Genomic DNA, 19,845 nt, shown 5'->3' with positions numbered 1-19,845 from the left:
TATCGTCAAGAATCGACATTTTTTTGATATTAATTACCTATTCCCCGGAAAAAAAGACCGCTAATTAGCGGTCCCGGTTCAAACTTTGTTCACCTTGACGAACAACTCAGCCCTTTGGCCTAACAACAAGCGCTGCCAGGAACGAAAATACGATGGCTGACGATATCCCCGCGCTGGTTACATCAAAAATGCCTGTTACCACGCCTACCCAGCCGTCGCGCTCCAGCTCGGTTAATGCTCCATGGACCAGGGAATTGCCGAAGCTCGTGATCGGCACACTGGCTCCGGCACCGGCAAACTTCACCAGCGGATCATACAGCCCGAATGCATCTGCGACCGCTCCAAGCACAACCAGCGTGCTCATAGTGTGCGCCGGGGTCAATGCAAGCACATCAAACATCAGCTGTCCGATGACGCAGATCGCCCCGCCCACGAGAAAAGCCCAAAGATAGATCACTGTTCTTCACCTCCGATCTCCAGGGCTACCGCATGCGCTACACACGGGATACTCTCACCCTGCTGATAGGACAGCGGAGACAGCAGCGCTCCTGTTGCCACAACAAGCACCCGCTTCAGCTCGCCTTTGCGCATCCGCTTGAGGATATGCCCGTAGGTGACAACAGCCGAGCAGCCGCAGCCGCTTCCTCCGGCAATTACATATTTCTGCTTGTCCAGATTAAAAATAAGCAGGCCGCAGTCGTCAAACGTCGTCTGCTCCATCGGGATACCTTCCTCGGCCAGCAGCTCCTTGGCAATCGGCAGCCCTACTGAAGCAAGGTCTCCGGTCACAATCAGGTCGTAATGTCCGGGTGTCAGGCCCGTATCACGGAAATGGGCTGTAATCGTATCGGCAGCGGCCGGCGCCATCGCGGTCCCCATATTGAACGGGTCTGTCAGGCCCAGATCCATGATCCGGCCGATCGTTGCTGAAACAACATGAACCTGCGTTCCCTGTAAGGTACCGTCGTTGCGGCCGACTATCGCGCAGCCTGAGCCGGTAATGGTATACTGGGCGGTCGGCGGCTTCTGCGAGCCGTATTCGGTCGGGTAGCGGAACTGCTTTTCCACTGTACAGTTATGGCTTGAGGTTCCGGCCAGCGCGTATTTGCCGCCTCCCGAATCAATAATCATCGAGGCAATCGCCAGGCTTTCCATAGAGGTTGAGCAGGCCCCAAAGACACCGAGATACGGAACACCAAGCTTCCGGGCGGCAAAGGAGCTACTGATAATCTGGTTCATCAGATCGCCGCCGACAAAGAACTCCAGCTGCTCCTGCTCGATTGCGGCATTCATCAGCGCCAGCTTGGAGGCTTTTTCAAACAGGGCGCGTTCTGCCTTTTCCCAGGTTTTCTGCCCCATTTCAAGTGAATCATAAATAAAATCGAAATCCGAGGCCAAGGGACCTTCCCCTTCCTCCGGACCTACAACTGCAGAGGAACCAAGAATGACAGGACGGGTGGTAAATTTCCAGGTCTGGCTGCCCAGCTGCTCCATCGTTAGTGAGCACCTCCCCAGCCCATAACGGCATATACTACGCCAACCACAAAGGCGGCTACTACACCAAAGACGATAACGGAGCCGGCCAGCTTGAACATATTGCCGCCTACGCCGAGCACAAGGCCCTCTGCTCTATGTTCAAGTGCTGCAGAGCACATGCTGTTGGCAAAGCCTGTAACAGGCACGGCTGTACCTGCACCGCACCACTGGGCCAGCTTGTCATACACGCCAAAGCTGGTCAGGATTACGGAGAGCAGTATCAGCACCGCTACCGTCGGGCTCGCGGCTTCCCGGGAGGTCATATCGAAGATGGCCATAAAGGCCTCCTGTATGGCCTGTCCCAGCACGCAAATCAGACCGCCGGACAGAAAGGCGCGGATACAGTTTTTGAAGACTGGCCGTGAGGGCACGAACGGCTTGGACAGCTTCTCGTAGTCCTGGGGAGTCATGGTGTCAAGCCGCAGCTTCACACCGCTTTTCTTTGTTTTTGCCGGCAAATTAGGACACCTCCTGGAATATGTGCGAAGGGAAGCTGCCTCTGCTTGCCTTGCTGCCTGCTTCCCCGCAATTGTTCTTCGCCTAGAAGTTTTCCTTATTGTTCACCGTATTCCGTCTTGTTATGTCCCTGCATACTCAGGAAAAAAACAGCAGCACCACTATAAGCAGTATGAACAGAACCAATACCAGCACTATTTCACTTTCCCGCCTGTTGCGGCGCCGGTATCTCCGCTGAATGCCGCGCGTCCGCACCCTGCGGGGGACACCTTTTGGGGTGAACGGTCCGGAAATGCTTCCTGCAACCCACATTCTATCCGCTTCCTTTCCCGGCTCCTGCCTGCAGACCCGTTACTGTATAATATTCAGGAGAGCAATACCGGGTGTATGCCCGGTCCCTGTAAAGATAGACAAGCGGCGAGGTGAAGTTCATACTATATAGGTTAAGTTTGTATACTTGAGATAAAAAAGGAGCGCTACCCGTATGAATCAGGAAACAATGGATTTATTTAAAACACTTACTGAATTCCCCGCAGCTCCGGGCTTTGAGCGTGAACTGCGCGCATACTTCAAAAATGAAATGTCAGCCTATACAGATGAGTTTGTACAGGACCGGCTGGGCAGCCTGTTCGGCGTGCTGCGCGGTGAGGAGAACGGCCCAAAAATTATGGTTGCCGGCCATTTTGACGAGGTTGGCTTTATGGTCACCGGGATTACCGCGAACGGGATGATCCGTTTCCAGCCGCTAGGCGGCTGGCTGGCTTCAGCTGTCGCTTCACAGCGGCTGCAGATCTTTACGCCTGACCGTGTGCTTGACGGGGTTGTCGGCAGTACACCGATTCACCTGCTTGGGCCCGAGGAACGCACCAAGACCGGTGAAATCAGCAAGATGTATCTTGATATCGGCGCGGACAGCAAGGAAGAAGCGGAAAGCTTCGGTGTAAGGCCCGGCCAGCAGATTCTGCCTGTCTGCCCGTTCACCCCGCTCGCCAATCCGAAGAAGATCATGGCCAAAGCCTGGGACAACCGTTATGGTGTCGGGCTGGCCCTTGAGCTGGTGAAGGCGCTGCACGGCAAAAAGCTCCCTAATACCGTTTATTCCGGCGCCACAGTTCAGGAGGAGGCCGGACTGCGCGGTGCGCGAACAGCGGCCAACCTGCTCAACCCGGATATTTTCTTCGGCCTGGATGCCAGCGCTGCCGCTGACATGACCGGCGACCGCCAGGCTTTTGGACAGCTCGGCCAGGGCGCGCTGCTGCGTATCTATGACCCGACGATGATTACCCACCGCGGGCTGATAGAATATGTACAGGATACGGCAGATACTCATAAGATAAAGTACCAGTACTTCGTCTCCCAGGGCGGAACGGATGCCGGAGCGGTTCATACCAGCGGCATCGGCGTACCGTCTGCGGTTATCGGCATCTGCTCCCGCTACATCCACACGGCCTCCTCCGTCATCCACAGCGATGATTACGAAGCGGCCAAAGAGCTGCTGATCAAGCTGGTGGAAGGGCTGGACCGCACAACGCTGCAGACCATTTTGGAAAATAGCTAATAGGCAGTAAAGGGGAGAGAAGACATGCATCCTACTGAAATAATGGAATATGGTCTAGCCACTATCCTGTTTTTCGTCATTTTGCTTGCCTCTCTCTTCTTCCGGCAGTCCAGGAGAAAGTGGATTTATTTTGCAGCGGGCCTATACGTTCTATTGTCCACCGGTTTCTTTATGTATCGTCCGGCCTATATCGATACCCAGATCGCCCGCAAATCGGTTGAGCTGAACCGGTATCTGGAACAGAAATACCCCGAGGAAACCTGGACGTTCTGGACGGTTCCGCACCGCGAGGACGGCTATGAACCGTACAATCCTTATGTTATTGAAGTAACGTTTGCCAACGAGCCGGATGTGCAATATCGCTTTATGGTAACAAGAGATTCCATCGAGCTGCGGGGCTATTCGTCCGAACGTGATTCGATCGGCGAGCTCAGACACTGGGAACCGATTCTTCAAAAGTAAGAAAGAGCAAGACCTCTCCGGCATCGGAAGGGTCTTGCTCTTTTTAATGCTGCTATAGTCTTATAACCTCTTATTTAAGTGCTGCGTATTCAGCCATCACGGACTGGTGTACGGCATGGTCAGCAGCCAGCCCGGTATATTTGGCTAAGGCAGCTTCTACGCCAAGCTCGGCAATAGCAGCCTGCAGCTCAACTGCTTCAGGATCATCAGCTGCCTGGAACAGCAGGGCTCCGGCCATGGAACGGGTCAGCGCCTTGTAGCTGAGACCGCGGTCAAAGGCCTGCAGGGCCGGCGAGACCAGACGGTCATTCGGAGACAGCTTGCGGATCGGCGAGCGGCCTACACGCGATACTTCATCGGTAAGCGCCGGATTGCGGAAGCGCTCCAGGATTTTATCGATATATTTGCTGTGCTCTGCGCTGTCAAAGCCGTGCTTCTGCTCCAGCACCGCACCGGTCTCCTCCAACACTTCACGTACGAGAGCAGTCAGTCCCTCATCCGCCATGGCCTGCTGTATCGTTTCGTAGCCGCGCAGGAAGCCGAGATAGGCTGCAGAGCAGTGTCCGGTGTTAACGGTGAACAGCTTGCGCTCGATGTAAGGCTCCAGATTCTCGACATAATGAACGCCTTCAACCGGTGTATACCCCGGAAGCATCTGGGAAGCATCCACCACCCACTCATAAAATGGCTCTACTACAACCTTGAGGATGTCCTCATGCTGCTGAAGCGGCACAATCCGGTCAACCGCTGCATTCGGGAAGGCTACAGCATCATCCGCTTTGGCACGGGCGGCTTCATCCAGAATGGCGTAGACCAGCTCTTTGAGCTGCGCACTGCCGCCGATGGCGTTCTCGCAGGCGATTACGTGCAGCGGGGCATCGGAGACGGCAACCCGTCTCTTGATCCCTTCAGCCACAACACCGGCAATATGCTTCAGAATAGATACACCGACAGCGGTGGTGACCAGATCAGCTTCTGCAATAGCAGCCGCTACTTCCTCAGCATGGGTAACGCTGCTTAGCGCAGTGACATTTTTTACGATAACAGTCTCCTGTCCTTCACTGGCCAGCGTCACCGGATATTCTCCGCGCTCCTTAAGCTGGGATACAAACGCTTCATTCACGTCTACGAAACAGACCTCGTAGCCAGCCTGCGAGAGCAAAAGTCCGATAAACCCTCTGCCGATATTGCCTGCGCCGAAATGAACAGCCTTCATTATTCAAGGCCTCCTTCAAAAATTGCCATGACATCAGCAGGTGTAGGAGCATTCATCACCCGTTCAATCGCATCCTCTTCGGTAAAGATCATCGCCACATTCGTCAGCACTTCCATGTGGCCGTCACCGGCAGCAGCAATCCCGATCACGACAAATGCAGGCTCATCCCCGCCGAAATCAACGCCGTCCGGAAAACGGATGATGGAAAGGCCGGTAGATTTGATAAATGGTCTTGCTTCCTTCGTACCGTGCGGAATGGCAAGCCCCTCACCCATGTAGGTCGACACAACTTCCTCGCGCTCCAGCATCTTCGGCACGTACTCCTCAGTTACATGTCCCGCATCAACCAGCAGCTTGCCGGCCATGGTGATCGCTTCGTATTTGTCTTTGGCGGCACCGTTCATAATAATCTTGTTTTCTGACAGTATACTCATATGGTTTCTCCCGCTTTCACATTTTATTTTCGAAGAAATGAAGCAGCTCTGACGACAGATAGCTGCGGATTTCAGACTCCGTCCTCTCCTCCAGCAGCTTCACCAGCTCCGAATTCAGCAGCATGGCGCTGATCTCGCTCAGGACCTCCAGGCTCTCTCTGGACAGCCTGCGCGGAGCAAGCATCAGCAGAATGACCCTTACCTCAGTGTTGCCTTCCAGCACAACCGGCTCGCGCAGCCGGTAGAGGGTCAGGGAAGACAGCATGATATGACTGCTGCGGGTATGAAACAGCGCCAGTCCGGTATCGGGGATGACCTGGCTGGACATCCTCTCCCGCTCCAGCAGCCGTTCCAGCAGAATATCCGCATCCCCGACTACCCCGGTACCTCTAAGAGAATCAAGCATTGCCGCAATCGTAGTCTGCAGGGGGATGCCTTCATTATCCAGCGGATAGAAGCGGAACCGCTCTAGCAGGCTGACCGTCTCATCCAGTATGCCCTTGTAGCTCTTTAAGCGGTCCAGCGCATTGTCATCCCGCAGCGGACGGTCACTTTCACTGCCGGGAATACTCTCCCGTTCACGCAGCGTCATATTCTGAATATAGCTCAAAAGCTTCTCCATTTCATCCCCGGTCAGCAGAGGGCTGATCTTAATATAACGCTCCTTGTCCAGCGGCAAATCAATCGTAGATATAATCAGATCATAATCTACCTCGGGAAGACGGGCTGCCTCATACCAGGAGATATTCCCGAGAATTTCAATCTGCGGCATCTCTTTGGCGAGCCGGGTAGCCAGCAGCCTCGAGGAGCTCAGCCCGCTGGCACAGACGAGAATAGCCCTGACATTACGCCTTAGCTGGTTCAGTCTCTCGACTGAAGCACCGAAATGCATGACCAGAAAGCCTACTTCCTCATCAGGAATATCAAGGTCCAGCTGCAGGTCCTCTACCGCAGCCCTTACGATCTGAAAGAGATATTCATAATCTTTACGGATCGGGCCCAGCAGCGGATTACGGATGCGCGTTCCCTCACGCAGCCGCTTGAAGGCCGGGTCCATATGCTCGAGCAGCCCCTCCCGCAGGGAGCGGTCGCTCTGGAACGGCAATCCTGTCCGCCTGACCACATGTTCGGTCAGCCGGTAGACCGTCTCCATCAGCTCCATATCCCCGTAGGCGATTCCGCCGGAGGGAAATGAATCCTGGGCCCGGTCAAACAGGCCGGCGATATACAGAATCTCTGCCCGCGGTATTTCTTCCTCAAGTGCAGGCCCAAGCCGCTGGACAAACTGCTCCGCCCCGGAGATGTTGCGGTGGTCGGACATCCTGGGATATCCGGCGTCACTGCCGTTTTCAATTCCCTGGCCAATCGAGATCCGCCGGGTGGTGACGGAAAGGCCCAGCAGCATCTCCATGTATACTATTTCCGGAAGCTCTGCCGTCCACTGCCATTCCATATCCCAGAGCGTGCTCTCCACTTCCAGCAAATTGTTCTTTCCGACGGTCATAAGCAGGCTTTTGTAAACCGGGCTGCTCGCCAGCTGGGGCGTATGCCCTACAAGATCGGACAAATCCAGATGCTCTGCCGCCAGACGGCCGATCGACCTGCGCTTATCCACCTCACTGCCGGTAATTTCAACCCCGTAGCCTCTCCTGCGGACCAGATGAAGATTGAATTTACGGACCCAAGGTTCCAGTTCATCCAGATCATAGCTCACGGTTGCAACGGTTACCTTCAGCCAATGCGCCAGAGTGAACAGCTTCACCGGCTCTTCCGCCTCAAGCAGCGTGCATAGCTCATAAATTTTGCGTTCTTCGCTGGAATATTCGGCAGGCTTCTCCTGGCGCAGGAATAGCCTGAGCTCAGCCAGTCCGTCGTCCGGTCCGCTCAGCTGTATGCCTTTTCCCGATTTACGGATCAGATCCAGCCCGAAATCCGCAAGCGTGTGTTCAATGTCTTCCATCTCGCGGTGAACGGTTCTTACGCTTACCCCGATCCCTTCGGCGATCTCGGCGGCTGTGATTTCCTCATTTACGCCCAGCAGCAGCCAGATAATCTGGCGCTGCCTGGCGGTAACCTTCCTCATAACCGTGTACCTCCGCCCTAAATGGAGACAAACGCTGGCTCCCGGGGGCCAGCGTCTCCTTATTTAGCGTTATACGTCATATCTAAACGGTATTCGCTTATTTTAAACGTTCAACCAGCTCATCGTACTTCGGACTCTTCAGGAAGTTGTCGATGGAGATGTGCTCTGCATTAGGATTGGTTGCAATAGCACGGTCGGTCAGCGTTTTCTGCGTAATCACGATGTCAGCATCAGCCGGAATTTCACTTACCGCCGAGTTAACTACCGTTAGATTAACGCCTGCGCTCTGCAGCTTCTTTCTCAGTACGGATGCGCCCATTGCGCTGGAGCCCATTCCGGCATCACAGGCGAAGACGATTTTGCGTACATCAGCTTTGTTACGGACATTAGCAGCAACGTTATTTGCAGCTGCTGTTGCAACTGTTGCGGAAGCTGCAGTACCGGCAGTCTTCATGTCTTTCATTTTTGCTGCTGCTTCTTCCAGATCCATATCTTCCTCATCCGTTTTCTTCACAGTCTTAAGCAGCAGTGCTGCAAGCACGAAGGAAACAACGGTTGCTACAACTACACCGGCAATCATCGGGAAGTATCCACCTTTAGGCGTCATAGCGAAGTAAGCGAAGATACTGCCTGGTGATGGAGAAGCTACCAGACCTGCACCCAGCATCTGGAATGTAAATGTACCGGACACACCGCCACCGATTACCGCCAGAATCAGACGCGGGTTCATCAGGATGTACGGGAAGTAAATTTCATGAATACCGCCAAGGAAGTGGATAACTACGGCACCAGGTGCGGAAGCTTTGGCAGAACCGCGTCCTACCAGCCAGTAAGCCAGCAGAATACCAAGTCCAGGTCCCGGGTTAGATTCAAGCATGAACAGAATGGATTTACCCAGTCTTTGTGATTCTTCAAGCGCGATCGGTCCCATAACCCCGTGGTTAATGGCGTTGTTCAGGAACAGCACCTTCGCAGGCTCAATGATGATGTTAACAATCGGAAGCAGGTTGTGATCAACCAGGAATTGCACACCATTGGACAAAATGTTGGTCAGACCTTCTACCAGTGGTCCAATCCCCTTCAGTGCAGCAATGGACAAGCCGCCGCCGATGATACCGAGTGAGAAGTTGTTAACAAGCATTTCGAAGCCGGCTTTGATTTTGCCGTCAACCGCTTTGTCAAACTGCTTCAGAATCCAGCCGGCCAGCGGTCCAACGAGCATGGCTCCGAGGAACATTGGAATGGAGGAGCCGACGATAACCCCCATTGTAACTACGGCGCCGATAACACCGCCGCGTTTGCCGTGTACCATTGTACCGCCGGTGTAACCGATCAGCAGCGGCAGCAGGTACTTGATCATTGGATCTACAAGTGCCGACAGACTTTCATTTGGAAACCAGCCTGTTGGAATGAACAATGCTGTAATCAAACCCCAGGCGATAAAAGCACCGATATTTGGCATAACCATACCGCTGAGCAAGCGGCCGAATTGTTGGACTTTCACCCTTGCTCCGCCGGATGAAGGTTGTGTTGCAGGCGTAGTTGCCGATGTGGCCATTTAAAATGCCCCCCTATTGAATTGAATGGGACTTCCTACACTTAAGCTTTGTTGTAAGTTCATCCCCTATGCACACATCGTAAATCAAAGCGCTTTCTTTGTCACCAAATTGAAAACACGGTTTCGGCATGAACGTTGTTGACAACATTTAAGAGCTGTTGCCACAGGCTTTTCCCGGGTCTTACGGCCTAACTCACAGAAAAAAACAGCGGGATCAAAGGCATTTGTGCCCTTCATTTTGCTCATTTCGCCTCATCGGGCGAAATCAAGGGCATTTGTGCTCTTTCATTTTGCTCATTTCGCCTCATTGGGCGAAATCAAGGGCATTTATGTTCTTCATTTTGCTCATTTCGCTGCATTGGGCGAAATCAAGGGCATTTGTGCCCTTCATTTTGCTCATTTCGCCGCATCGGGCGAAATCAAGGGCATTTGTGCCCTTCATTTTGCTCATTTCGCCGCATCGGGCGGAATCAAGGGCATTTGTGCCCTTCATTGTGCTCATTCGCCGCATCGGGCGAAATCAAAGGCAGTTGTGCCCTTCATTGTGCTCATTTCGCCGCACCGGGCGAAATCAAGGGCAGTTGTGCCCTTCATTTTGCTCATTTCGCCTCATCGGGCGAAATCAAAGGCAGTTGTGCCCTTCATTGTGTTCATTTCGCCGCGCCGGGCGAAATCAAGGGCAGTTGTACCCTTCATTTTGCTCATTTCGCCGCATCGGGCGGAATCAAGGGCAGTTGTGCCCTTCATTTTGCTCATTTCGCCTCATCGGGCGAAATCAAGGGCAGTTGTGCCCTTCATTTTGCTCATTTCGCTGTATCGGGCGGAATCAAGGGCAGTTGTGCCCTTCATTTTGTACATTTCGCCTCATCGGGCGAAATCAAGGGCATTTGTGCCCTTCATTGTGTTCATTTCGCTGCATCGGGCGGAATCAGAGGCATTTGTGCCCTTCATTGTGTTCATTTCGCCGCGCCGGGCGAAATCAAAGGCAGTTGTGCCCTTCATTGTGCTCATTTCGCCGCGCCGGGCGAAATCAAGGGCATTTGTGCCCTTCATTTTGCTCATTTCGCCGCATCGGGCGGAATCAAGGGCAGTTGTGCCCTTCATTTTGCACATTTCGCCGAATCGGGCGGAATTAAAGGCAGTTGTGCCCTTCATTTTGCTCACCCTGGTTACACGTCAGCTACGCAGCAGCTTATTTCATTATTAATCAGTAAAAAGTCAATAAAAAGCTGCCCGTGAAATCACGGACAGCCGGTCTATCAAATCATATCAAGCGGAACTCTCCAGGCCGGCTGCGGGAATGCCTCATCCAGCTGCCGCAGCTCCTCACCGCTCAGCCGGATACGGCCTGCCGCCGCATTCTCTTCCACATGCCTGCGGGAAGCCGCCTTGGGGATGGCAATGACATCGCCTTCACGGATGCTCCAGGCCAGCAGAATCTGCAGCGGGGTAACCCCGTGCTTATCGGCAATGTTCCGGACTGTTCCGTTCTCGGTCAGCCCCTTGCGCAGACTGCCTGCCTGGGCAAGCGGAGAATACGCCATGACCGGAATTCTGTGGCTCCGCTCCCAGGCAAGCAGCTCATGCTCAATACCCCTGGAGCCCAGATGGTAGAGCACTTGATTCACAGCACAGTTTTCGCCGCCGGGAATATCCAGAAGCTCTCTCATATCCTCGGTATCCAGATTGGATACGCCCCATTGTCTGATTTTGCCGGCAGCCACCAGCTCCTCCATCCCTTCAACGGTCTCCACCAAAGGAATATCGCCCCGCCAGTGCAGCAGATAAAGGTCCAGATGATCCGTGCCGAGCCGCTTCAGGCTGCTGTCACAGCTGCGGATGAGCCGTTCCTTACCCGCATTGTGCGGATATACCTTGGACACCAGAAACACATCATCCCGGATGCCCCGGATGGCTTCACCCACCAGCTCCTCTGAGCGCCCGTCCCCGTACATTTCAGCGGTATCGATCAGATTCATGCCCAGCTCGACACCCAGACGCAGGGAGGCAATCTCCTCGCTCCGGCTTGCTGCATCCTCTCCCATAAACCAGGTGCCCTGGCCGATTCTCGGCACAGTGGCGCCGCCCCGCAGCTTGATCCGGTTGTGAATGCTGTTGTTCATATGCGGATGTCTCCTTAACAGATGGATTGTATACTTACTATACTTACCATGTAGCTGCGTCCGAAACATCGTACAGGTGTCTAAATTTTTAACATTTTACCGAGTAAGTCAGCCCGCCAGCTTAAGCCCGACTGCAGCGCCAAGGATCAGCACAATACATAGAATACGCCGCATGTCCCGGGACTCCCCGTACAGCACCATGCCGAGAATTGCTCCGCCGGAAGCGCCGATGCCGGTCCATACCGCATAAGCTGTCCCCATGGGCAGGGTCTCCATCGCCAGGGATAACAGGATAAAGCTGGCACCGAAGCCTGCCATCAGCAGCGCCAGTGTCTGCCAGTTGCGGTGCGTCTGCAGCCTCGCCATCATTGCTACACCGAGCATTTCGCATAGCCCGGCACCGATCAGCATAATCCAGTCCATTTAAGACGCCTCCTTGATCTGCTTTTTCGCACTATCCTTAGTAGCGAGCTTTAATCCAATCACACCGGCAAGCAGCAATACAATCAATGCCACCTTCACCAGCTGAAACGGCTGTCCGAACCAGATCATATCCGCCAGCACAGTGCCTGCCGTTCCCAGTCCGACAAACACCGCATAGACCGTTCCTGCCGGCAGCCTGCTGCTCGCGGAGATCAGAACATAAAAGCTGATAATAATAGCCAGCACCGTTACTGTCCATTCCCAAGGGGCCGCTGCATGCTTCAGTCCGATCACCCACACTACCTCAAAACAGGCTGCGCCTACAATTTTCAGCCATGCCTTACTGCTCTTGTTCATCTTTCTTTCCTCCTGCTCTAGTTGAATTCTTAATCCAGACCTTCCTGCAGCAACACAAAAGCCCGGAAGGTCACCGTCATCACTGACGATACCTCCCGGGCTTTTATCCCTCCGTGTAGACACGGACTGGAATCCGTGCGTTTTCCCTCGGACCAGTCCGGCCGTTGCCGGCCGCGGAACCCTAGAAAACCAAATTGATTAAGTTACATCGTATGTTAGCAAATTAGGTGCAGGAAAGCAACCCCTGCTCGTTAGAAATCATTATTAGCTATAGCAGAGCAGTCAGTTAATCAGGTTTATAGAGTACAGAACAGCGAAAGTACAAAGCCCCTTTTTTACAGACTTGCACACTCATTTTTTACAGACTTATACAATTATTAAATATATTATTGTGATTATATTATTTATTTTAGAGAGAAGAGGTAAAGCAATGTTCCAATCACGGCACTTCAGCATTAACCTGCTGTCCGAAGGAATTTATGCACTGATCGCCAATGATCAGGGCGGTGCTATGAGTAACGCAGGCATCATTGACATGGGCGGCTTCACACTGGTCTTCGATACCTTTAACACACCTCAGGCCGGCCGCGATCTGCGGGAGGCCGCCCTGCAGCTGCTGAATCAGCCTATAGGTTATGTCGCCAACAGCCATTGGCATGGCGACCATGTCCGTGGTAACCAGTGCTTTTCCGGTGTGTCTATTGTTTCCTCCGCCCGGACCAGAGCACTCATGCAGGCCACCCAGCCGCAGTGGCTGGAGCGTATGACACCGCTGCTCCCGCAGCTGAACGCAGATATTGCAGCAGCGGCGGCAGCTGTCGAGGCTGCAACAGATGAGGTTACCCTTAAGCTGCCGGCCGCCCGCCACAGCTACCTGCTGGAAATCCGCGAATCGATTGAGACGCTGATTGTTACTTATCCTGATGTAACTTACGAGAGTCAGCTATGGATTCACGGATCTAAAAGAAGCGCCCGGCTGTTGTCGCTCGGCCGCGCCCACACAGAATGTGACTCCGTGCTGCACCTCGCTGACGACTCCATCGTCTTCGCCGGTGATGCCGTTGCAGTTAACAATCATCCGCTGCTTACCGATGGCGATCCGCATGACTGGCTGAGTGCCTTGGAGCTGCTTGGCAAGCTGGATGCACGCCGGGTTGTGCCCGGGCACGGCCCGGTCAGCGATGCAGCCAGCATCACGTATATGCAGCAGTACATAAACGACCTGCTGGACATCTGTGCACCATACAGCGGGGGTGAGTCCAAGCCTTTGGCTGCCGAAATCCCGGTTCCCGAGGCATACCGGACCTGGGACGCCGCCGCCGTATTCCAGCGTAACCTAGAATTCCTGCTGAGCAGGCAGCTCTAACACTCTTATGTCATAAGAGAGCAAGCAACGCAGAGCAGCCCCCACTCTGGAAAAGAGTGATGCTGCTCTGCAATGGGGCCGTCTTCGCCTTACTTAAAGGGAAAAATCCCCTTATTTGCAACCAAACAGGCCTCTTTCGTCTTACTTAAAGGGAAAAATCCCTTTATTTCGGTGAGACCCCCTTATCCCGGAGTCCTCAGTATAAAACCGGTACTTGTCGTAGCTATGCTCTTTATTTCGCTTTTTTCCTCGGCCAGAAGAAGGCGGACCGGTCTTCTAGGCCCATGACCCACTCTGAAAATTCAACCGGTGGCATGTTGCGAAGGCTGGTGTGCATTCTCCGGTTGTTGTAGAAATCCATGTACCGGTCCACGGCTTCATAGGCCTCGTCGAACGTTTCGAATGCCTCTTTACGGAACAAATCCCGATCAATATTACTGTGGAACGATTCAATAAAAGCATTTAAATCCGGTGTTCGAGGCGGAATGCGTTCATGAGTCATTTCCCAGCTTTCACACATGTCACCAAACAGGTGGCTGACGAACTGTGGGCCGTTGTCGGTGCGGATCACCGGGCGTGCACTGTCCTGGGCGCAGTGCTGCTCCATGGCGCGTCCCAGCGTCTGGCAGGCGTGCTTGGCCTCACACGACGATCCGCGGTGGTAGCCGACGATGACACGGGTAAACACATCGATAATGCTCAGGACGAAGAAATGCCGGTCCCGGCCCGCCACGTACCCGTACTTAATGTCCATCTGCCAGAGCTGACCCGCTCCGGTAATAACCCGGTTCTCCGGCAGCTTCCGGGGATGCTTAAAGCGCTTGTGACGCTGGGGCTGCAGGATCTCCAGCGCCTGACACAGCCGGTAGCTTTTCTTGTGATTGAGCTTAAGGCTGTGCTGGTTCCATAAGCACTTGGCCAGGAGCTTGTACCCGTACACGTGCTCTTCTCCAGCGACCAGTTCCAGAAGCATTTCCTGGATCTGCCCGTCGCTAATCTTCTCTCCAGACTCGGTCAGGGAATAGCCGGGTACGGGTCTTCCGCGCCCCTGAGGTACGGCCTGGGCATCCTGTGACTTGCGTTTCTTACGGTCGTAATACGTAGACTCTGCTAGCCCCACGAGACGTAGTACCAACGCTGCTTTATTCCCCTGCTTAATGAACATATCGGCTACCTCGATTTTTTCGGATAAGCAGGGGTTGGCTTTTTTAGCAGTTCACGCAAAATCTCAATCTCTAGCTCCTTTTCACCGAGGATCTTCACAGCCTTCTCGTATTTCTGCTCGACATCCAGCAGGCGTTTCAGTTCCTCCACCTGATCTTGGGGATACGGATGATCTTGTTCCCCATGGGCTTCCCGGTAATCTCTCACCCACTGATTCACCGTCGATGGGGTCACTCCATACTTTCGGGCAACCACCGCTGCCTTAATGCCAGACAACACCTCTTGCGCGGCCTTCTCTCTTGTTCCTGTTAAGTGTCCCATACCGTTCATCCTCCTCCTGTATCTAGTCTACATTTTTGTGGGGGAGGACTCCAACTTCTTTAGGGGGCTGTGGAGATTTGCAGCCAAACAGGCCTCTTTCGTCTTACTTAAAGGGAAAAATCCCTTTATTTGCAACCAAGCCGACCTCTTTCGTCTTACTTAAAGGGAAAAATCCCTTTATTTGCAACCAAGCCGGCCATTTTCGCCCTGCTTAAAGGGAAAAATCCCCTTATTTGCAACCAAGCTGGCTATTTTTGCCCTGCTTAAAGGGAAAAATCCCTTTATTTGCAACCAAGCCGACCATTTTCGCCCTGCTTAAAGGGAAAAATCCCCTTATTGACCACCAAGCCGGCCACTTCCGTCTTACTTAGAGGGAAAAGTCCCTTTACTTGCACTCAAGCCGCCACTTTCACCCTACTTAAGCTTCCACCCTAAAAAAGACCCCGCTCCACCCGGGGCAGGGTCCATATATTCCTCTTCAGCAACTTCAATACATCCAGGCGCTTATTCCTGTCCGGCCAGAGCGTTGAACTCGCGCAGATCAGCAGTGAGATTCTCCTCGGAATACTTGCCTTGGCCGAAATTGACCAGCGCACGGAGCGGCATATATCTCATCATCGCCAGGAACATTTCCGGATTATCGTCCATGGCACTCTCCATGCCGAAAATGCTGCCGTAATGCTTCGCCTTGTCCGCGGTCAGCGGATTGTCCAGCAGATCCCCTACTGTGGTGTTACGGTGAAACTTAGATACCATCTTCACACTGGAGATTACCTCCAGTGAAGCGGTCAGCCGGATGTCACGTGAAGACGCAGCCACAGCAATCGTGAATTCCCCGCTCTCCACATGCCAGTCACCCAGCTGCACATTATAATAGGCGAACGAGCGCTTATCCAGCGTGAACGTAACCTCACGTGCCTCACCAGGCTGAAGCCCGACTTTGGTGAAGCCCTTCAGCTCCTGCAGCGGACGGATCACACTGCTCTCCACATCGCTGACATAGAGCTGCACTGTTTCTTTTCCGGCTATAGTGCCGGTATTCTTCACGGTCACTGTAACCTCTACAGTCTCGGTATCCTGAATGCTGCGCTTGTTAAGCTGCAGATTGCTGTACTCGAAGCTGGTATAGCTGAGCCCGTAGCCGAACGGAAAGAGCGGCTCAATTTCTTTTTTATCATAATAACGGTAGCCGACGAACAGCCCTTCCTTATATTCCACCTTATCGCCTTCACCCGGGAAGTTCAGGAACGACGGATTGTCGCTCAGCTTCTGCGGGAACGTCTCAGCCAGCTTGCCACTCGGACTCGCCTCGCCAAAAAGAAGGTCGGCAACCGCGCCGCCAAAGGCCTGTCCGCCCAGATACCCCTCCAGCACCGCCTTCGTTCTGGACAGCCATGGCATCTCGACCGGCGAACCATTGCTCAGGACAACAATAACCTTACCCTGGACTTCAGCTACCGCATCGATCAGTGCTTTATGGCTGGCCGGAAGCGACAGGTGGGTGCGGTCATAGCCTTCTGACTCATACCGGTCAGGTAATCCCAGGAACAATACCGCAGCGTCCGCTCGCGCTGCAGCATCACGCGCTTCTGCCAGCAAACGTTCATTAATGTCATCGTTGTCCAGCTCATACCCCTGCGCATACAGAAAGCTGGCTGAAGCTCCGGCAACCGCCTGCATCTCGGCAAAAGCGTCATCCAGCCTCGTCGGATTCACGTGCGAGCTGCCGCCGCCCTGATAGCGGGGCTTTTTGGCGAATTCGCCGATAATCGCGATGGTTCCGCTCTTGGCCAGCGGCAGAGTATGCTCCTCATTCTTCAGCAGCACCATACTCTCCCGGGCCACCTGACGCGCAAGCGCATGATGACGCTCCTTATCAAAGGACGCATTCTCCTTGCGGCTCTCCGCGCTTTTGAACACAAAAGCCAGCATCCGTTCCACGGCCTTATCCAGTGTCTCCACTGGCAGCTCGCCGCTGTTCACAGCCGCAACAATCTTGGCATCTCCGATCCCGCCGCTTGCCGGCATTTCCAGCTCCAGCCCGGCCTGCAGCGCCTTCACCCGCTCATTTACCGCGCCCCAGTCGGATACCACAAAGCCCTCAAAGCCCCATTCGTCCCGCAAAATCTTAGTCAGGAGCGTCTCACTCTCCGATGCAAACTCACCGTTCACCCGGTTGTAGGAGCACATTACGCTCCAGGGCTGGCTCTGCTTCACGGTTCCCTCGAAGCTGGCCAGATAGATTTCCCGCAGTGTCCGTTCATCAATGACTGCATCGACCGACATTCTGCGGTGCTCCTGGTTGTTGGCGGCAAAATGCTTAAGCGATGTCCCGACGCCCTGGCTCTGCACTCCCTTTACATGGCTTGCAGCCAGCTCTGAGGCCAAAAACGGATCTTCGGAAAAATATTCAAAATTCCGCCCGTTCAGCGGCGAACGCTTGATATTGTTGCCCGGGCCGAGCAGCACAGCTACATTCTCCGCCTGGCACTCTGCGCCGAGCGCTTCACCAACCTGCGAGATCAAATCACGGTCCCAGGTAGAGGCCAATCCGGCCGCGGAAGGAAAACAGGTTGCCGGCACACTGTCGTGCAGGCCCACGTGATCCGCTTCTCCCTGCTGCTTCCGCAAGCCATGCGGCCCGTCCGTCACCATAACAGAGGGAATACCCAGCCGTTCAATGCCCTTTGTATTCCAGAAATCCAGACCCGAGCAGAGCCCGGCCTTTTCTTCCAGCGTCATTTGTGCGATCAGCTCGCGGATACCGGTTGTAGTCTTCGTCTTTGTCACTGAGTCAGCCTCCTAAGAATGCGTTTTCTTTTTTATCATTCTAACGAAGTTCAGCATGTTTTTATGGCACTTTCATTGGTTTTTTGGTATTTTAATTGGACAAAAGGAGTGAGTTTATGCTTGAAGCTGCCAACGCTACTGTACGTATCCCCTATATCTGCAAGCTAATCTATGAGGCCTACCGCGTTCCGGTATTCTGGCTGGATACCGGCGGCAGTGTCCGGCTAGGACTGCCTGCCTCCTTTGAATGCCGGGCACCGCTTCAGGGAAACGGCAGCCTGCTGGACGAGGTTACAGCCTACGCCTCCGGACGTCAGCAAGCAGACCGGGACGATGACGTCTCTGCTCTCCCGCTCCTGTACACGACCGGCTTTCTGGAGCAGTTCATTCTGCTCAGGCTGGCGGAAGGAGAGCCCGGCACAGACGGTACAGTTATTATCGGGCCGGTGCTATCTGCTCCAATTACTGCAGACAACGTAGCTGACCTGATGCGTGATTATAAGCTGCCTCCGAGCCTGCAGGAGAGCTGGCTTCAATACTACCGGAGCCTGCCTGTGCTGAGCCGGATGAGATGGTACCATGCGGCGCTTTTGCTGCACACGCTTGTTACAGGTGAGGAGCTGTCCGTTACAGACCTGCTGCTGGCCGCCCCTGTTCAGCAGCAGACAGAGCACCCCGGTGACGGGCCTGACCTTGACCTCTCCTACCGGCGTGAAAATGAATGGCTGCACCATGACCCGATGCTGGAGCGCGAAATGTTCCGTTACATTTCCAGCGGCGATAAGGAGGGTCTGCTGGGCAGCCAGGCAGCTTTTTCGGAGGAGAGCTTCGGTCAGCTGTCCAAAAAAAGCCGGCTGCGCAGCAAAAAAAACCTGGCCATCTCCTCCATCACCCTGGCAACCCGGGCAGCCATCGAGGGCGGGCTGTTCTGGGAGATCGCCTATACGCTCAGCGATTTTCATATTCAGCACATCGAGGAGCTTAACGGTATTCCGGCGGTGGAGCGGGCACAGACCGCCGCCCTGTGCGATTTTGCCGACTCTGTCCGCGATAACCGCAGATCGAAGCAGTCCCGCACCTCCGCGCTGTGCCAGAACTATATTTTTAACCATTTGTACGAAGAAATTACACTGGGCAGGCTCGCGGAAATTGCCGGAATGAACGCAAGCTATCTCTCCCACCTGTTCAAAAAAGAAACCGGACTCGCCGTAACCGACTACATTCAGCGTGAACGGATCGAGGAAGCCAAACGATTGATGGAGCTGCCCGGCATCACCCTGTCGGATATTGCCACCCGGCTGCATTTTAACGATCAGAGTTATTTCACCAAGGTGTTCAAGAAATATACGGGACTGACACCAAGGCAATACAGGAAGGATGCGGGGAAGCTTTATTAGCAGGAGACATGATCACACCCCTATTTTGCAAATTATGTTATGATCACCATAGAAGTCCTCTTTATCATTTCCTAAAAAAGGAGCGGGACCAGCTTGACTATAATAATCATATTTGCAGTTGTTTTTTTTGTTATCTTTTTTCTGGCTGCTGGACAGGGGAACAAAGCGGGGAGCAGGAGAGGCGGATCTTTCAAAAACAGCGATTCATCCGGCAATTATTTTTATACAGGAGCGGACCCCAATCTGATGACAAGTGATCTTCACCGCCAGGACGATGATCCGGACGGTACCAACAAGCATCAACACCACCACAATCAGCTCCATAACAGTCACACCCATCAAAATCACCACAACAAACATCTTAACCTTCACCACAATCATCATGACCATCACCATGGCGGAAGCAGCTGGGGCAGCAGTCATGACAGCAGCCACAGCAGCCACGGCGGCGGGGACAGCGGAGGCCATAGCGGCGGGGATTCTGGGGGTGGCGGAGATTCCGGCGGCGGTGGTGGCGGGGACTGATTGTTCAAGGTAATTTATCAGCGATGACGCATGACCTTTAAACCTGGTCCTGCGTTTTTTTGTGCTGCAGCAGTTA

The 19,845-nt window shown here is 53.8% G+C and carries 21 protein-coding genes and 1 riboswitch; of the genes, 5 read left to right on the top strand and 16 right to left on the bottom strand.

Going from position 1 to position 19,845, the window contains the following annotated elements; all coding sequences use genetic code 11:
- Nucleotides 1–106: 106 nt before the first annotated feature.
- From spoVAE to spoVAC, 3 genes are read right to left on the bottom strand one after another with little or no spacing between them, the layout of a single operon-like run.
- Nucleotides 107–457 (bottom strand): stage V sporulation protein AE, encoded by a 351-nt coding sequence (gene spoVAE, locus R70723_RS08110; protein ID WP_039871226.1) that lies wholly within the window; start codon nucleotides 455–457, stop codon nucleotides 107–109.
- Nucleotides 454–1,494 (bottom strand): stage V sporulation protein AD, encoded by a 1,041-nt coding sequence (gene spoVAD, locus R70723_RS08105; protein ID WP_039871225.1) that lies wholly within the window; start codon nucleotides 1,492–1,494, stop codon nucleotides 454–456. The genes spoVAE and spoVAD overlap by 4 nt, the downstream gene beginning before the upstream one ends.
- Before the next feature lie 2 nt (nucleotides 1,495–1,496).
- The gene (spoVAC, locus tag R70723_RS08100; RefSeq protein WP_039871223.1) at nucleotides 1,497–1,994 is read right to left on the bottom strand and encodes a stage V sporulation protein AC; all 498 of its coding nucleotides are present in this window, start codon (nucleotides 1,992–1,994) and stop codon (nucleotides 1,497–1,499) included.
- 482 nt (nucleotides 1,995–2,476) lie between these two features.
- On the opposite strand from spoVAC, the gene R70723_RS08095 reads away from it, so the two are divergent.
- On the top strand, nucleotides 2,477–3,550 hold the full coding sequence (locus tag R70723_RS08095; protein WP_039871220.1) for a M42 family metallopeptidase: 1,074 nt from the start codon (nucleotides 2,477–2,479) through the stop codon (nucleotides 3,548–3,550).
- A gap of 24 nt (nucleotides 3,551–3,574) precedes the next feature.
- The gene (locus tag R70723_RS08090; RefSeq protein WP_039871219.1) at nucleotides 3,575–4,012 is read left to right on the top strand and encodes a hypothetical protein; all 438 of its coding nucleotides are present in this window, start codon (nucleotides 3,575–3,577) and stop codon (nucleotides 4,010–4,012) included.
- 70 nt (nucleotides 4,013–4,082) lie between these two features.
- On the opposite strand, the gene R70723_RS08085 is transcribed toward R70723_RS08090, so the two are convergent.
- The 10 genes from R70723_RS08085 to R70723_RS08045 all read right to left on the bottom strand — a co-directional run bounded on the left by R70723_RS08085 (nucleotide 4,083) and on the right by R70723_RS08045 (nucleotide 12,206).
- Nucleotides 4,083–5,228, bottom strand: coding sequence for a mannitol-1-phosphate 5-dehydrogenase (locus R70723_RS08085; RefSeq protein WP_039871216.1), 1,146 nt, complete (start codon nucleotides 5,226–5,228; stop codon nucleotides 4,083–4,085).
- Nucleotides 5,228–5,662 (bottom strand): PTS mannitol transporter subunit IIA, encoded by a 435-nt coding sequence (locus R70723_RS08080; RefSeq protein ID WP_039871215.1) that lies wholly within the window; start codon nucleotides 5,660–5,662, stop codon nucleotides 5,228–5,230. Before R70723_RS08080 ends, R70723_RS08085 begins: the two co-directional genes overlap by 1 nt.
- A gap of 16 nt (nucleotides 5,663–5,678) precedes the next feature.
- Nucleotides 5,679–7,745, bottom strand: a complete 2,067-nt coding sequence (locus tag R70723_RS08075) for a BglG family transcription antiterminator (protein WP_039871214.1) — start codon at nucleotides 7,743–7,745, stop codon at nucleotides 5,679–5,681.
- A gap of 97 nt (nucleotides 7,746–7,842) precedes the next feature.
- On the bottom strand, nucleotides 7,843–9,303 hold the full coding sequence (locus tag R70723_RS08070) for a PTS mannitol transporter subunit IIBC (RefSeq protein ID WP_039871213.1): 1,461 nt from the start codon (nucleotides 9,301–9,303) through the stop codon (nucleotides 7,843–7,845).
- A gap of 304 nt (nucleotides 9,304–9,607) precedes the next feature.
- Nucleotides 9,608–9,796: a hypothetical protein gene (locus R70723_RS08065; RefSeq protein ID WP_039871212.1), complete on the bottom strand. Its 189-nt coding sequence runs from the start codon at nucleotides 9,794–9,796 to the stop codon at nucleotides 9,608–9,610.
- Nucleotides 9,797–9,912: 116 nt separating this feature from the next.
- Complete coding sequence (locus R70723_RS33340) at nucleotides 9,913–10,059, bottom strand: hypothetical protein (protein WP_156123795.1); 147 nt, start codon at nucleotides 10,057–10,059, stop codon at nucleotides 9,913–9,915.
- Nucleotides 10,060–10,167: 108 nt separating this feature from the next.
- The gene (locus tag R70723_RS08060; protein WP_039871211.1) at nucleotides 10,168–10,458 is read right to left on the bottom strand and encodes a hypothetical protein; all 291 of its coding nucleotides are present in this window, start codon (nucleotides 10,456–10,458) and stop codon (nucleotides 10,168–10,170) included.
- Nucleotides 10,459–10,562: 104 nt separating this feature from the next.
- A complete protein-coding gene (locus R70723_RS08055) occupies nucleotides 10,563–11,426 on the bottom strand; it encodes an aldo/keto reductase (protein WP_039871209.1) in 864 nt (287 codons plus the stop codon).
- 108 nt (nucleotides 11,427–11,534) lie between these two features.
- Complete coding sequence (locus R70723_RS08050; protein WP_039871208.1) at nucleotides 11,535–11,849, bottom strand: DMT family transporter; 315 nt, start codon at nucleotides 11,847–11,849, stop codon at nucleotides 11,535–11,537.
- Nucleotides 11,850–12,206, bottom strand: coding sequence for a DMT family transporter (locus R70723_RS08045; protein WP_039871207.1), 357 nt, complete (start codon nucleotides 12,204–12,206; stop codon nucleotides 11,850–11,852).
- A 90-nt stretch (nucleotides 12,207–12,296) separates the two neighbouring features.
- Nucleotides 12,297–12,402: riboswitch (guanidine-I (ykkC/yxkD leader) on the bottom strand.
- A 234-nt stretch (nucleotides 12,403–12,636) separates the two neighbouring features.
- On the opposite strand from R70723_RS08045, the gene R70723_RS08040 reads away from it, so the two are divergent.
- Entirely contained in the window at nucleotides 12,637–13,572 is a 936-nt protein-coding gene (locus tag R70723_RS08040) for an MBL fold metallo-hydrolase (protein ID WP_039871206.1), read from the top strand.
- A gap of 232 nt (nucleotides 13,573–13,804) precedes the next feature.
- Here R70723_RS08040 and R70723_RS08035 read toward each other — a convergent pair whose 3' ends face one another.
- From R70723_RS08035 to R70723_RS08025, 3 genes are all read right to left on the bottom strand, one after another.
- On the bottom strand, nucleotides 13,805–14,737 hold the full coding sequence (locus R70723_RS08035) for an IS3 family transposase (protein WP_052421140.1): 933 nt from the start codon (nucleotides 14,735–14,737) through the stop codon (nucleotides 13,805–13,807).
- A 5-nt stretch (nucleotides 14,738–14,742) separates the two neighbouring features.
- Nucleotides 14,743–15,057, bottom strand: coding sequence for a helix-turn-helix domain-containing protein (locus R70723_RS08030; RefSeq protein WP_052421141.1), 315 nt, complete (start codon nucleotides 15,055–15,057; stop codon nucleotides 14,743–14,745).
- 504 nt (nucleotides 15,058–15,561) lie between these two features.
- On the bottom strand, nucleotides 15,562–17,799 hold the full coding sequence (locus R70723_RS08025; protein ID WP_039878415.1) for a glycoside hydrolase family 3 C-terminal domain-containing protein: 2,238 nt from the start codon (nucleotides 17,797–17,799) through the stop codon (nucleotides 15,562–15,564).
- A 164-nt stretch (nucleotides 17,800–17,963) separates the two neighbouring features.
- On the opposite strand from R70723_RS08025, the gene R70723_RS08020 reads away from it, so the two are divergent.
- Together R70723_RS08020 and R70723_RS32815 are read left to right on the top strand one after the other, a co-directional pair.
- Nucleotides 17,964–19,244 carry a helix-turn-helix domain-containing protein gene (locus R70723_RS08020; RefSeq protein ID WP_039871205.1) on the top strand — a complete coding sequence of 427 codons (1,281 nt, stop codon included), beginning with the start codon at nucleotides 17,964–17,966 and terminating at the stop codon, nucleotides 19,242–19,244.
- Nucleotides 19,245–19,337: 93 nt separating this feature from the next.
- Nucleotides 19,338–19,769 carry a hypothetical protein gene (locus R70723_RS32815; protein WP_081957298.1) on the top strand — a complete coding sequence of 144 codons (432 nt, stop codon included), beginning with the start codon at nucleotides 19,338–19,340 and terminating at the stop codon, nucleotides 19,767–19,769.
- Nucleotides 19,770–19,845: the final 76 nt, after the last annotated feature.

Source organism: Paenibacillus sp. FSL R7-0273, from assembly GCF_000758625.1.
Lineage (GTDB): Bacteria > Bacillota > Bacilli > Paenibacillales > Paenibacillaceae > Paenibacillus_AQ.
Note: the sequence above shows the minus strand (reverse complement) of the source record. Positions and strands in the feature narration are given on the sequence as shown.